At 35.6% G+C, this 15,490-nt stretch carries 11 protein-coding genes; 6 read left to right on the forward strand and 5 right to left on the reverse strand.

Annotated features, from left to right (window positions below):
• Positions 1–71: 71 nt before the first annotated feature.
• Together carB and ABD692_RS14505 are read right to left on the reverse strand one after the other, a co-directional pair.
• Positions 72–2,909 (reverse strand): carbamoyl-phosphate synthase large subunit, encoded by a 2,838-nt coding sequence (carB, locus tag ABD692_RS14500; protein WP_344768115.1) that lies wholly within the window; start codon positions 2,907–2,909, stop codon positions 72–74.
• Positions 2,910–3,118: 209 nt separating this feature from the next.
• A complete protein-coding gene (locus ABD692_RS14505; RefSeq protein ID WP_316755101.1) occupies positions 3,119–3,436 on the reverse strand; it encodes a carboxypeptidase regulatory-like domain-containing protein in 318 nt (105 codons plus the stop codon).
• 492 nt (positions 3,437–3,928) lie between these two features.
• Here ABD692_RS14505 and ABD692_RS14510 point away from each other — a divergent pair, with 492 nt between their 5' ends.
• The 6 genes from ABD692_RS14510 (at position 3,929) to ABD692_RS14535 (ending at position 10,879) form a co-directional block, all read left to right on the forward strand.
• Complete coding sequence (locus ABD692_RS14510; RefSeq protein WP_316755099.1) at positions 3,929–4,462, forward strand: AAA family ATPase; 534 nt, start codon at positions 3,929–3,931, stop codon at positions 4,460–4,462.
• A gap of 701 nt (positions 4,463–5,163) precedes the next feature.
• Complete coding sequence (locus tag ABD692_RS14515) at positions 5,164–7,605, forward strand: TonB-dependent receptor (RefSeq protein ID WP_344768118.1); 2,442 nt, start codon at positions 5,164–5,166, stop codon at positions 7,603–7,605.
• A gap of 181 nt (positions 7,606–7,786) precedes the next feature.
• Positions 7,787–8,419 (forward strand): thiamine phosphate synthase, encoded by a 633-nt coding sequence (locus ABD692_RS14520; RefSeq protein WP_344768120.1) that lies wholly within the window; start codon positions 7,787–7,789, stop codon positions 8,417–8,419.
• A 52-nt stretch (positions 8,420–8,471) separates the two neighbouring features.
• A complete protein-coding gene (locus ABD692_RS14525) occupies positions 8,472–9,764 on the forward strand; it encodes a hypothetical protein (RefSeq protein WP_344768122.1) in 1,293 nt (430 codons plus the stop codon).
• 63 nt (positions 9,765–9,827) lie between these two features.
• Positions 9,828–10,388: a thiamine pyrophosphokinase gene (locus tag ABD692_RS14530; RefSeq protein ID WP_344768124.1), complete on the forward strand. Its 561-nt coding sequence runs from the start codon at positions 9,828–9,830 to the stop codon at positions 10,386–10,388.
• Positions 10,385–10,879 carry a GNAT family N-acetyltransferase gene (locus ABD692_RS14535; protein ID WP_344768126.1) on the forward strand — a complete coding sequence of 165 codons (495 nt, stop codon included), beginning with the start codon at positions 10,385–10,387 and terminating at the stop codon, positions 10,877–10,879. Before ABD692_RS14530 ends, ABD692_RS14535 begins: the two co-directional genes overlap by 4 nt.
• Before the next feature lie 170 nt (positions 10,880–11,049).
• On the opposite strand, the gene ABD692_RS14540 is transcribed toward ABD692_RS14535, so the two are convergent.
• The 3 genes from ABD692_RS14540 to ABD692_RS14550 form a co-directional block, all read right to left on the reverse strand.
• Complete coding sequence (locus ABD692_RS14540) at positions 11,050–12,357, reverse strand: M20/M25/M40 family metallo-hydrolase (RefSeq protein ID WP_344768128.1); 1,308 nt, start codon at positions 12,355–12,357, stop codon at positions 11,050–11,052.
• A gap of 44 nt (positions 12,358–12,401) precedes the next feature.
• Entirely contained in the window at positions 12,402–14,234 is a 1,833-nt protein-coding gene (locus ABD692_RS14545) for a M61 family metallopeptidase (RefSeq protein WP_344768130.1), read from the reverse strand.
• A 94-nt stretch (positions 14,235–14,328) separates the two neighbouring features.
• Complete coding sequence (locus ABD692_RS14550) at positions 14,329–15,453, reverse strand: DUF4407 domain-containing protein (protein ID WP_344768132.1); 1,125 nt, start codon at positions 15,451–15,453, stop codon at positions 14,329–14,331.
• Between the last annotated feature and the right edge of the window lie 37 nt (positions 15,454–15,490).

Below are 15,490 nucleotides of genomic sequence, written 5' to 3' on the forward strand. Positions count from 1 at the left end.
CAAAAGAAATTTTAGGTCAAATCCCAACCTCCTAAAATCAAAAAGGGCGATGTTTCCATCGCCCTTTGCTATTATTTACTCAAGTACATTGATTTATCTTTGTAAAGCTTGCGGAAATAAGGATCTTCTAAATCTTTGATGAAACGAATGGCTTCACCAGTCGATTTCATTTCAGGACCTAATTCCTTTGCAACCTCAGGGAATTTCTCGTAAGAGAAAACAGGTTCTTTAATTGCGTATCCTTTTAACTTACGTTCGATAGTAAAATCTTTCAACTTCGCTACACCTAACATAATTTTTGCAGCGATATTAATATAAGGAACATCGTAAGCTTTAGCGATAAAGGGAACGGTACGGGAAGCTCTTGGATTTGCTTCAATCACGTAAACTTTCTCGTCTTTAATGGCAAACTGAATGTTTAACAAACCACGTACATCTAAAGCCTTTGCAATTTTAATAGAGTATTCCTCCATCGATTTGGTAACAGATTCTGGTAAGCTAAATGTTGGCAAAACTGCGAAGGAATCTCCTGAGTGGATACCTGCAGGTTCAATGTGTTCCATCATACCTACAATGTGAACATCATCACCGTCAGAAATCGAATCCGATTCTGCTTCTTCTGCTCGATCTAAAAAGTGATCGATTAACACACGGTTACCTGGCAAATCGCCCAATAATTTAACTACAGCTTTTTCAAGGTCTTCATCGTTAATTACGATACTCATGCCTTGTCCGCCTAATACATAACTCGGACGAACCAATACTGGATAACCCACTTCGTTTGCTACAACAATTGCTTCTTCAGCATTTTCTGCAACACCATAACGAGGATAAGGAATATCCAATTCTTTTAACAAATCAGAGAAACGGCCACGATCCTCAGCGATATCCATATTTTCGAAAGAAGTACCGATAATTTTGATACCATGCTCTGTTAATTTTTCAGCCATTTTTAAAGCGGTTTGACCACCTAACTGAACAATAACACCCATTGGTTTTTCTAACTCGATAATTTCGCGTACATGTTCCCAGAAAACTGGCTCAAAGTAAAGTTTATCGGCCATATTAAAATCGGTAGAAACCGTTTCAGGATTACAGTTAACCATAATCGCTTCAATACCCGATTCTTTAGCTGCCAACAAGCCATGTACACAAGAGTAGTCGAACTCAATACCTTGACCAATACGGTTTGGACCAGAACCTAAAACAATTACTTTTTTTCTATCTGAAGAAATAGATTCGTTTTCTTCATCAAATGATGAGTAGTAATAAGGTGTTTTCGCTGGGAACTCCGCAGCGCAGGTATCAACCATTTTATATACCCGGTTTATGCCTAAAGCTTTACGCCTGTCGTAAACCTCATCCTCAGTAACATTTCCCAATAACCAGGCAATTTGAATATCAGAGAAACCTTTTTGTTTCAACGTGAAGAAGAAATCCTGAGGGATGTTGTTTAATGAATATCTTTTTAACTCAACTTCTAAAGCTACAAGATCCTGAATTTGATTTAAGAACCATTTATCAATTTTAGTAACCTTACGGATCGATTCCAAAGGCACACCCATTGTCATGGCATCTTTTATTAAGAATAAACGGTTCCATGAAGCATGCTCCAAACCATCCATAATTTCTTCTATGTTGCGAACTTGTCTGCCATCTGCACCTAATCCTGATCGACCAATTTCCAAACTCTGACAAGCTTTTTGCAAAGCCTCGATGAACGTACGGCCAATGGCCATTACTTCACCCACCGATTTCATTTGTAAACCTAATTCTTTATTAGCGCCTTTAAATTTATCAAAATTCCAACGAGGGATTTTAACGATAACGTAATCTAAAGTAGGTTCGAAATATGCTGAAGTTGTTTTAGTAATCTGATTTTCAATTTCATCTAAGTTGTAACCAATTGCCAATTTAGCCGCAATTTTTGCGATTGGATAACCAGTTGCCTTACTTGCTAACGCTGATGAACGCGAAACACGTGGGTTAATTTCGATGGCAATAATATCATCATTGGCAGGATTAACCGAAAACTGAACGTTACAACCACCCGCAAAAGTACCGATGGCACGCATCATTTTAATCGCCTGGTTACGCATTTCCTGATAACAACGATCAGATAATGTCATCGCAGGTGCAACCGTAATCGAATCTCCTGTGTGGATACCCATTGGATCGAAGTTTTCGATTGAACAGATAATGATTACGTTATCATTACTATCTCTCAATAACTCCAATTCATATTCTTTCCAGCCCAAAACAGCTTGTTCTACTAAAACTTCATGCGTTGGCGAAGCTTCTAAACCGCGTTTAAGTGCGGCATCAAATTCTTCCTTTTTGTGCACAAAACCACCACCAGAACCACCTAAAGTGTACGATGGACGAATTACCAATGGAAAACCGATTTCTTGAGCAGCTTCTTTACCTTCTAAAAAGGAGTTGGCAATTTTAGAAGGCGCTACACCAACACCTATATCAACCATTAACTGGCGGAAAGACTCACGATTTTCAGTTTTCTCGATTGCATCAACATCAACACCGATTACTTTAACGCCATATTTTTCCCAAATTCCACGTTCTGAAGCTTCTACACATAGATTTAATGCAGTTTGACCACCCATAGTTGGCAATACCGCGTCAATTCTAGGTAAATCAGCAGAGTCTATATGCTCTTGAAGAATAGCTTCAATTGAATCAACAGTTAAAGGATGAAGGTAAACATGATCACCAATAACTTTATCCGTCATAATTGTTGCCGGATTAGAGTTGATAATTGAAACGGTAATACCTTCTTCTTTTAAAGAAAGTGCCGCTTGCGAACCTGCATAATCAAATTCGCAGGCTTGGCCAATAATAATTGGGCCTGATCCGATAATTAGTACTGAGCGTATGGAAGTGTCTTTAGGCATGATAAAGCTTAAACAATAATTAAAATTCTAAAGTTTTGTAACCCTTACGGGTGAAGAAGCAAGAAGGTTTTTTGCTTTTTTGAAGAAAATCCCAACTGTTCTGTCGGGATGCAAAGATACATCTTTAGATGTATTTTAAGCTGCTTTTTTTAAAATAAAAAAGAGCGTCTAACGAGCGCTCTTTTTAGTTTTTTCTTTTGCTTAAACCGCTATTGTTGCAATTTAATTTCGCCTAAATCTGTTGTAGAACTATCTTTTACTGCAACGTTTTCTATTGTCGCATCTTTATAGGGAGCATTACCTTTAATCCAAACTTTATAAACGCCTTCTTTAAGGTTAACAAATGTGAAAGCTCCTTTACTAATTTCAGCTCTCAAAGTATCGGTACCTGCAACCAATGCAACCTGAGCTACACCTTCTGGCGGTGTAATTTTTCCAGTAATACCACCAAGCCTTATTTTGGTAAACCCAAAAACAACAAGCGTTAATATCATCATTGTGGCCATAATTAAATTCAATTTTTTCATAGCGATAAATATTTATTAGGGATAAATTAATTGTTATTACTGAAAAAGTTAAATAGTGTTAAAGTGTAAACGATAACTGGCACAAAAAGTTTCAAAAACTGAACAATTATATAAACACTGTATATTTACTTGAACAAAATTGAATACATACTAAATCCATTTAGTTGTATATTGTTAAAGCTTTTAAGCAAAAAGCCAGTCTGATTTTCGATACAAGTCATGTTTACGTCACGAAACTGTTATTGTCTGATATTTGGCAATAATGTTGTAATAACGAGTATGTATTTACGTTTTGTAAATACTTTAGTTAGATCTAAAGCTTCCTCGCGGAGTAGTTAACCGCAATGAGGATTTCTTCATAAATAGTTTGTTTGGTTTATTATCCGGTTAGAGGAGCCCTCCTCAACCGGATTTTTTCTTTAATTTTGTTTATCTTTTTAAGTGATAGGGCAATTTGTTTCTATTGTCTAACCCACTTTGAATTACCATATTTTGAATAAATTAATAAAAAAAATAGCCATAGTTGGCCCAGAGAGTACAGGAAAATCTACTTTATCCCTACTATTAGCTAAGCATTACAATGTTTCGTGGGTGCCAGAGTATGCTCGTTATTATTGTGCAAATTTAACGGCCCCTTATACCTTACAAGATGAGGTAAATATGTATTACGGCCAAATATCGCTTGAAGATGCTGTTTTAACGATTGCGAAGGATGATTTCGTGATCTGTGACACCACATTTATTACAGTTAAAATCTGGAGCGATGAGGTTTTAGGCGTAACACCAGAAGTTGTTTTAGGAGCACTGCAGCAAAGAACCTATGATTTATATTTACTCATGGATATAGATTTGCCATGGCAAGACGATCCTTTAAGAGATTTCCCTAACCAAAGAGAATATTTTATGGAGGTTTGGCACAAAGAATTAAAGGCCCTTAACGCAACCTACAAAGTTGTAGGCGGAGTTGCCGATGAGCGAGTTAAAAATGCAATCGATGTAATTGATGCTTTTTTAAAAATTCCCTAAAAAGCAGAGAATCCCGATTTTTAAAAATTGAATTGAAAAACACTCTCCATTACTTCGCTCCTTATCCAATATCATAGCGTTTTCTGAAAACAATATAAACTAAATTGAAATCCAGATCTAAGGTTGGTTGCTCTAGCTTGCAAATCCTATTCTTTCGACCATATTCACAATACGTTTTGCATATAGTCTGCTGTTAACATGCGTATGTTTTGTGTATGTTCCGTTAACTAATAATTCTGATTTGAGACGCATTTGATTCGGAGTTGGTTCGGATGTGTGACAATTCTACCCGAATAAACTGCGGTCTAATTACGATATAAATTCATCAAAAAGGTAACGCTGTTGTAAGTCTTGAGTTGCCCTCTTATACACGAAAACAACACCCTGTATAGTAAAGTCAAATCATAGAATAAAAAGATAAATTTTTCTTTTGAATATATTTTCTACATTTGTCGCATCATTAGGGGTGCCTTGTTTGTTATAAACACAAAAACGGGCTGAGATCATACCCATTTTAAGTAGAAAGTGAAAAGTAGAAAGTGAAAAGTTTGGATCATGCAAACTTTCAACTTTTAACCCTCAACTTTTAACTTGAATGCACCTGATCCGGGTAATGCCGGCGTAGGGATTGGAGTTATGGAAGTTTAACTGAAATCGGGAGTACCCCTATTTCCGATGGGTTTAACTAAAACAATTAAAAATTGAAAAAATTACTTTTTGCAGTTATCGCTGCAATGCTGCCATTCTTTGCTTTGGCCCAAATTTCTGTTACTGGAAAAGTTACAGATAACAATCAAAAAGCCTTACCTGGCGCAACCATTCGGTTAAAAAATTTAAAAACTGCAGTACTTAGCGACGCTGAAGGAAACTTTAGTTTAAGCAATCTTAACGCTGGAAAGTACGTTATCAATGTAAGTTATTTAGGTTACAAATCGATTGAGAAATCGATTGAACTTAGCCAAAATCAAGCGCTAAATTTTAGCCTCGCTCCACAAAATTTCTTAGCAGATGAAGTTGTGGTTAGGGCAACAAGAGCTAATGAAAAATCGGCCACTACATACAAAAATGTAAGTAAGGAGGAGATTCAACAAAATAACTTCGGGCAAGATTTACCCTTTATTTTGCAGAATACCCCTGGAGTTGTGGTTAACTCGGATGCTGGTGCTGGTGTAGGTTACACTGGAATTCGTATCCGCGGGAGCGACAATAGCCGTATAAATGTAACGGTAAATGGAATCCCGATGAATGACAGCGAGAGTCAGGGTACTTTTTATGTTAACATGCCTGATTTCGCTTCGTCGGTTGATAATATTCAGATTCAGCGTGGCGTTGGTACTTCTACAAATGGCGCTGGCGCTTTTGGCGCAAGTTTAAATATTCAAACAACTGCCAGCGAGTTAGAACCCTATGCAGAAGTAAACAGCACTTATGGCAGCTTCGATACCTGGAAAAACACAATAAAAGTTGGAACAGGTTTAATTAACAATCGCTTTAGTTTTGATGGTCGCCTATCAAGAATTAGCTCTGATGGTTATGTTGACAGAGGTTCCTCGTTATTGAAATCGTATTTCCTTTCTGGTGCTTATCATGGCAATAAGGATTTGCTGCGCTTAAATGTATTTGCGGGAACGGAAAAAACCTACCAATCCTGGAACGGTATTCCTGAATCAAGATTAACAAACGATGTTGCGGGTATGCAGGCATATATAGACAGGAATGCGCTGAATGCAGAAGATGCGGCCAATTTGCTTAACTCTGGCAGAACTTATAACAGTTTCTTATATAACAATCAAACGGATAATTATACTCAAAGTCATTATCAATTATTATACGCCCGACAGTTTTCTGATCAATTCTCTTTTAATGGCGCTTTACATTACACACAAGGTGCTGGGTATTACGAAGAATACAGGGTAAATAATAAGCTAAGCGATTATGGCTTAAACCCAGTAGTTATTGGTGGCTCAACCATTACAAGAACAGATTTGATTCGTCGCCGATGGTTAGATAATGATTTTTATGGCGTTACCTATGCGTTTAATTATGTACCTGAAAAGAATTTGAATTTTACTTTAGGTGGCGCTTATAACGAATATAAAGGCGCTCACTTTGGTCAAATTATCTGGGCTCAATATGCTTCAAACGGAAATATAGATAGACATTATTACGATAATGATGGATTTAAAACAGATTTTAACACCTATGGTAAGATAAATTACAGCCCTGTTGAAGCCTTAAGTTTATTTGCCGATTTGCAATACCGCCGTGTTTATTATGATATTGCCGGAACAGAGAATAAGTTAAATACTTTAGCGATTAATGAAACACTCAACTTCTTCAATCCAAAGTTTGGCGCAACCTACTTTATTAATACACAAAGTAATTTATATGCATCTTTTAGTATTGCAAATAAAGAACCTAATCGAAATGATTATACCGATGCGCCTGTTGGCGTTTCGCCGAAACCTGAACGATTAAATGATGTTGAATTAGGTTATCGCTTTAAAAACCAACAGCTAAATATAGGTGCAAATGCTTATGGTATGTTCTATAAAAATCAATTGGTAGAAACTGGAAAAATTAACGATACGGGTGGGAATTTCCGCCAGAATGTTGACAATAGCTATCGTTTAGGAATTGAGTTAGATGGTTCGTACATCATTAGTAAATCTTTTGTTTTAAATGCGAATGCGGCATTGAGCAGAAATAAAATTAAAAACTTTACCGAGTATTATGATGACTACGATAATGGCGGGCAAGTGGTTAACAACTACACGCTAACCAATATTTCATTTTCTCCAAGCGCAGTACTTTTTGGCGAACTCGTTTACAAACCAGCTGCGGGTTTTGCAATTGCTTTACAAAGTAAATATGTAAGCAAGCAATATTTAGATAATACACAAAACAACGATAGAACCATTAATGGTTATTGGGTTAGCAATGCCCGTTTAGGTTACGATTTCAAATTGGCAGGCATTAAAAATATAAACCTAGGTTTCTTGGTAAATAATTTCTTCGATAAAAAATATGAAAGCAATGGCTATACTTATGGTTACCTTTCGGGAGGCAGCAGAACTACAGAAAATTTCTACTATCCTCAGGCTGGAACCAATTTTTTATTAAGTTTAAACGTTAAGTTTTAATAAAGCTAATAGACTAAAGCAGAAAACCTATTTTCAACTGCGAGGCACGGACTTAATCTTTACATGAAACAGATTACTTCGTGCTTCGCAATGCTATTTATGGGTAATTTAGTTTATGTTGGCAATAATTAAATCGACAATACAAAATCCTGGTAATCCTTAAATCTTAAAAAATCCTGGCATGAAATACATAGAAAAGTTCCATTACATCACACATGATATTCCACAGCTTACGCATATTGAGCAAGTACAAAATGCTTGCGAAGCTGGTGCAAAGTGGATACAATATCGTTGTTTAAGTAAACCCGATGATGAGCTTTTAAAAGACATTAATGCCATTGCCGAAATTTGCGACGATTGGGGCACGACGCTCATCGTTACCGATCATATTCATTTAAATGGCAAAGCCGATATTCAAGGTTTTCATATTGAAGACATGAACGCAGATTTTACTGCCTTACGCAAGCAAGTTGGTAATGATATTACTTTAGGCGGCTCGGCAAATACAGTACAAAATCTGATTCGCTTAGCAAAAGAAGGCGCTGATTATACAGGATTTGGCCCATTTTTTACTACGGAAACTAAGCCAAACAATTATCCGCTTTTGAGTATTGAAGACTATACCTTAGCCTTAAGACAGTTAAAAGACTTAAATATTGAGCTCCCCGTTTTAGCCGTTGGTGGCATAAAGATTTATGATGTAGAAGCCTTAATGCAAACAGGAATTTACGGTATTGCAGTTTCTGGAGCTGTAAATTTTGCTGATGACTTTATTGAAGCCTATCAGGATTTTTACGAGGCGGTAAAGAGTTAAAAATTAGAGAAGTAAATTTTTTTTTAGATTTGGAAACACTCAAATCTAAATTATGTCCACATCTTCTCTCGAAAAAGATTTAAACTGGAGTCTATCAAAGAAAATAGCTTTCAGATTTTTTTTCATTCTATTAGTTCTAATTATATTCTTAAACAACAATGGTGCATTTCCCTATGCTAGACAGATTTTTTTCTATCCTACAGAACTATTGCATCAAATAATACCTTGGATAGCGATAAATGTACTCAAACATGAATATAATTTAACCATATTCACAAATGGAAGTGGAGATACAACCTACGATTATATTCTTCTACTTTTGTTTGTTATTTTTTCAGCATTTGGGTGTTTGGTTTGGTCAATATTAGATAGCAAAAGCAAAGACTATAATAAACTCTACTATTGGCTTATCGTATTGGTAAGATTCTATCTTGGTTTTACGCTTATACTTTACGGTTCAGTAAAAGTAATTCAGTTACAGTTTCCACAGCCTTATTTAAACCGCTTAATACAGCCTTTTGGAGATTCCTCTCCAATGGGTTTAGCTTGGACATTTTTAGGTTTCTCAAAAGGCTATAATATCTTTATGGGTATTATTGAAGTATCAGCTATCCTATTACTATTTAAAAGAACAATGGTTGTAGGCGCATTTTTATCATTAGCTGCAAGTGTGCACGTAATGGCTATGAACTACTTCTTCGATATACCCGTAAAAATCCTTTCGACAACACTCGTCTTCATGTGTCTATTTATTTTAGCTCCTAATATGCTGGCGATATACAGGTTCTTCTTAACCAATCAACCTCAAAAAATAACGCTTCTTGAGGTTCCTGCTTTTAGAAAACGCTGGTACTTTATTTTGTTTAGAAGCTTCAAATATATAATAATTGTTTGGACAATTGGAATCATGTTCAGCAATGCATTAAAGCAACAATATACCTACGGCTCACTAGCGCCAAAACCTTTTTTATACGGCATATACGATGTTGAAATTGTTAAATTTAAAGGTAATGAAGTGCTTCCACTTACTACCGATAGTACACGCTGGAAAAAAATGATTATTAGTAGAACTGATTATGCTCAGATAAAACTGATGAATGATAGTACATTAAATTTCGCTACAGTATTTGATAGGGGCAAAAAAGAACTTATATTAAATTCAAGAAATAAAGACTTTGAAAAATATACACTGAAATATAGTTTCCCCGATAAAGATCATCTTATTTTCTATGGTAAAAAGAACACAGACTCCATTTACATAAGTTTTAAACGTAAAGATTTGAAAGAATTTAGATTAATTAACCGGGGTTTTCATTGGATTAATGAGTATCCATATAATCGATAAAGTTATACATCATTATAGTTCAATCCATACTCACTTCTTGATACTATTTTTTATCTTCGCAATATGTCTTCACACCATATTGTAAAAGAAAAACAAGAGCCAGCTTTATACATTGATGAGCTTGGAAATTTTAACGAAGAGCTTTTAGGCCAGCTATTAGAATGGAGTCCAACGCTTTTAGTAAATGGCGAAAACTATGATAAAATTATCTCTTTAGGTTTAAAAGTCGATGTTTTAGTAAACGGAAAAGAAACTGATACTCAGGAAGACACCAAGTTTGTTCATGGCCTGGTAGATGATTTAATGGTTGCCATGAATTATCTATATGAAGAGAAATTCCCTGCTGTAAATGTGATTACCTCTAAATTCGATCTAGAAAAATTTGCAGGTTTTGAAGATAAAATTAATCTTGTTGTATTTACCGAGAAGGCAAAACACTATGCCATCAAATCTGGCTTTTCAGTTTGGAAACCTGCTGGAAGTGAATTTTTAATTCACGGCAACAGGTACTTTGAAGTAAACAACCTCATGCAAAACGAGGAAGGTATTTTCGAAGTCGTTAATGATGGATTTGTAGAATTTACTTTTTCTGGTCAACCTATTTTTATTAGTGAACCAATATGATTACCCTTAGAAAAGCCAAAGAAGAAGATTTAGAAATTATCCGTGATATAGCTGCAGGCACCTGGCCTGATGCTTACCTAGACATTATCGGGCAAGCTCAAATCGATTATATGTTAGAGAAAATGTATAACCGTGGTGAGTTACTTAAGCAGCTTATGGACGGGCATATTTTTCTTATCGCAGAAGATAATGAAAATCAATATGGCTTTGCTGGCTATTCGATTATCGGTCATGATGAACGCATTTATAAGTTACATAAACTTTACGTGTTGCCTTCCGCACATGGTAAAGGCGTTGGTAAAATCTTAATAAATGAGGTCTTTAATCAGGTAAAGGATGCTGGAGCTTCGGCATTAGAACTTAACGTTAACAAGCATAATAAAGCAAAAGATTTCTACCTAAAAGGAGGTTTTACAGTTAAAGAATCTGTTAAATTGGATATTGGCGGTGGTTATTTCATGGATGATTATGTAATGGAATATAAATTTTAGAAATAGTAACCCTTTTGCTCTTAGTAAAGTAATATTTTGACGTTGATTCAAACATTTCTTTATCATAACTGCTAAAAATTAATTAAGAAATAAAGCCCTGATTTGAAAACAAATCAGGGCTTTTCATTTATATAGTTTGTGTCTTCACAAAGCAAATCGTAGCTGATATTTTATTGCTTCAATTTCGGGATTCTTGTAGGCGTATCAGTTCCGTGTACAATCGAAGTTGCGCTTTTAGCAATTGCTTTAATGGTAGATAAAATATTCTCTACATCCAAAGAACTGTATTCATCCTTAACAGAGTGATAAAGCTTATCGATATCTATTTGATCTGTACTAATTGTATGCGCAGGAACACCTAATGCGGCTAAGGTTGCATTATCACTACGGTAAAATAAATTTTGCTCTGGATATGGATCTGGATGGAAAGTAAACTCTGTACCAGCTAAGTTTTTCTGTAAAATTTTTCCGAAATCAGAACGTTCAAATCCAGTAATAAAGGCTGTATTTTTTCCGAATTTCGAATCTTTGCCAATCATTTCAATATTAAACATGGCTACCACATCATCAGGATTTAATTTTTCAGAGAAGTATCTTGCACCAAAACCACCAATTTCTTCAGCCGTAAAAGCAACAAAAATTAAAGTACGTTCGTTATTTTTTTGTGCTTTATAATATTTCGCCAAGGCAATCATTGCAGTTGTTCCCGATGCATCATCATCTGCACCATTTGCAATACTATCGCCATCAACTGATTTAATTATACCTAAATGATCGTAATGACCAGAAAATACAACTAGTTCTTTAGCTTTCGATTTACCAGGAATCATGCCTGCAACATTAAATAGAGGCAGTTTTTCAGTTTTGTTCTTTACTTCAACGTTAAATTCTTTTGCATCATTTACACCAAACACAAACACCATCGCATCTTGTGTTGGGCTCTGCATATCCTTTTCATCTAAAATTGCGCCACGACCTCCAAAAGATTTATAACGTTTAAAATCTGCAGCAAATTTTTCATTTACCAAAACGATTTGTTTTTTACCTGCCCGACTTAACGCACGGTATTGTACCGCAAATGTTTTTGTTGTATCTAATTTAATAACTCCATCCCCATTGGTTTGGTTAAAAGTAACCAAAGGTGATTTACCTGTTACCAGAATATTTTCCTGCGCAATAGTTTTGCCATCGATAACCAGTTTAGTTGGTTCGGGACTTAGTTTAATTTTAAAAAAAGTTTGACGGAAAGAATCGGCGCCAGTTAATGGTTTCAAACCAATTTTCTTAAACTCAGATTCGATAAACGTTGCAGCTTTATCTATTCCAGGCGTAAATGTCCCACGGCCTTCCATATCATCAGCACTTAAAGTTTTAATTAAGTGGTCGGTATATTCACGGGTAATTATTTTATCAATATTTTGTGCACTCAGATGTAAAGTGGCCATTCCAGCAATTGCAACAAGAAAAATTTTCTTCATTTTTTATCTATTTTATCTACTAATTTAGTTTTTTGATTTGATTATTATTTTGTTTTCACCTGAGAATTTAACCAGTTATCTCTGAAATTTTGCATCTCTTTTGTTAAACTTCCTCCAGTTTTTTCAATAGAAACAACCTCAAGTAATGGATTTTCAGCAAAAGTTAACTTTGTCGATTTTGCTTCTCCGCGATAAGAATAAGTTACTTCTACAACATCGCCAGGTTTATGTGCTTCTGTTAACTTAGTTAACGCAGCCTGGTCTTTTATTTCCACACCATCAATAGTTAACAATACATTATCAACATCTAAACCTGCGTTATAAGCTGGTGTTCCGATTGTTGTTTGCGGTAATGTAACTTTACCATTCTCTACTGTTAAGCGTGTTATGCCTGTATAAGCTTTTCCTGGATTTGCTTTTCTAAGCACAAATCCAGCATTCAGTAATAATTTTGCGTAATCATTCTTCTCCGTTCCATAAATATAACGCTTAAAAAAATCTGCCGCAAAAGCGGGATTCTTTGTTAAAGCGGCTAACGTTTTTTCCAAATCGGAAACGGTGTATGCAATTTCTGGCTTACCATAAGCTTCCCACAAGGCACGCATGTAGTCATCAAGGCTAAGTTTAAATTCGCTGCGCAAACGTAAATCTAATGCCAAAGCCGTTGCCGCTCCGTAAGTGTAGTATGAAAGAAAAATATTGGCTTTGTTTGTTTGATCAATAGCCACACCTGCATCAGCAAAAACAGCATATCTGCTAGATTGTATTGGCGAATAATTTTTAGCCCCTGGCGAATTTAGCACTGCGTTTGCTAAACCATTAAAAGTTTGAGCAGCATTATCTACCGTTTTAAAACCTGCTCTGGTAAGCAACAATGAACCATAATATTGTGTAAAACCCTCAGCAAGCCAAAGCTCATTACTGATGTTAGAATGATTAAAGTTAAAAGGCTCTAAGGTTTTAGGTCTTAACCGTTCAACATTCCAGCTGTGAAAATATTCGTGAGAAAACGTTCCAAGTAGATTAGATTCATATCCTTCAATTTTTGGTGTACGCTGAACAATTGAAGTAGAGTTTCTATGTTCCATCCCATCGCCAGCATTATCTGGATAAACATCGTGAAGGAAATAATAATTTCCATAATCGTAAGTTGGAAATTCGCCCCAAACGGCATAATGCTCATCAACCATTTTCTTGAGCATATTTGCATAATTATCTACTGTTTTTTGTTCATCATTAGAATGTGAAATCAGATGAATGGTTTGCATTTTTCCATCTTTATTTTTTACTTCCCAGCTTGCTGTTTTATAGTTAGCAATTTCAATTGGGCTATCCATAAAATACTGAAAACTTGGGGCATAATAAGTTTCGTTACCCATTGGCTTTAATTGCGTAGCCACTTTCCAGTTTTGTTTATCGTTGTAGTTAAATTTTACCAAACGAGCACGCTCATCCAATCCGATCGGAAATGCAAATGTTGCAGGGATATTCATGTGTGCATGTGTTTCATCGAACCCAGCGTATGTTCCATCAATCCAGTTACCAAATAACGTATAGGTTATTTTAACGCTTTTACCAGGATTTGGGATTTCGTAAACATCGCCAGCAGATTGATTTAACACCAATACTTTTCCATTACCATCGAAAGCTTTTAGGTTGTAAACATTTTTACCGAATTCGTGGGTTGCATATCGCCCAGGCGAAGAACGGCTCATTCTAACTTTCAAAGTGCCAGCAGGAACATTTGGAATTTGCATACTGATTTCTGCCTCGTGGTGAATGGCATTAGGGAATGAAACATTGTAGCTGATTTCATTTTGAGCAAAAACGCTTAACGATAATAACGTTACCGCAGCCGTTCCTAAAATTTTTTTCATAAATCGGGGTTTGACGGGCTTAAATTACAAAAAATGGAAGATGTTTTATGTAAGATGGATGATGGATTCCGCTTTGGTTACCTTAATTCTGCCATTATTCTTTGTCCCAATCGTATTTTTGTAAATCGCGGTAGGCTTTTCCTTTTAAAATCTCTTTTTGTTTAGATGATTCTGAATCAACACGGGTTTCGTGAACATGATCAGCTACTTCCATTCTAAAATCTTTATTCTTTTTTGATTCATAAATATCAGCTTCATCACCATCAGCGGTAACGTAATCGTAAGGGCCACGGGCGCTCATTAGTTTTACAAAAACAGGTAAGCATTCGAAGAAAATAAACAGCAGGCCAATAAAAGTAACCGCAAGCGCCGTATTATTGTCGCTGGTTCCGTTTGCATTAAATTTTAACTGTCCTAAAGCCCAGTTTCGATCGGCAAAGCCAGCAATATTTGCCAAACTATCTAACTGCGGTTTGGTGAAAAGTTTTTCGGTAAAAAGGCCATCAAATTCTTTCCGTTTATCAATAAAAGATTCTGATTTATTGATATTTATTTTCAAACTATCCAACTCAGCTGTTCGTTGTTTTATTTCTTCTTCTTTACGTTTTGCAAAAGGGCCATAACCTAATACGCCTGATGTTTCTGTTGTTTTATTTCCAAAAATTTCAAAGTTAAGCTTCTGCCTATCGGCTTTTATTCCCTTTTCCAACGAATCTCTTGTCGCCTTTTGTTGGTTTAGTCTACCAAATTCTACCTGATATTTATTCTGGAAAGCTTTATTTAAGGTATCAATTTTAGAACGCTGCCCGTTTAAATAACTCACTTTTAAACGTTCCTTAATCTCCTTATCAAAAATTTTCAGCTCTATTGGCCTCGAGATTACAATACCAATCATAATTGCCAATAAAATACGAGGTGTAGCCTGTAAAATTTGTTTATTAGTTGAAGCGCTTTTATTTATACTGGATACAATATATCTATCCATATTAAAAATTGCTGCGCCCCATAAAAAGCCAAAAATTATGGCAAAAACTACAGCCAGATCATCGCCTTTAAAAACGAAATACATGGCGTAGCCACCAGATAAAGCAGCAAACAGACCTGTAAAGAAAATTGTGGCACCAATGCCTGTATATTTATTTTGTTCAGTAGAATATTTTTCCAGTGTCGGGATATGGGCACCAGAACAAAACCAGAAAAATCGGTTCAGTTTGTTCATAAAAGTTATTTACAATTAAACGCCTGAGAATTAAATA

The organism is Pedobacter ginsengiterrae (assembly GCF_039537385.1).
GTDB classification, from domain to species: Bacteria; Bacteroidota; Bacteroidia; order Sphingobacteriales; family Sphingobacteriaceae; genus Pedobacter; species Pedobacter ginsengiterrae.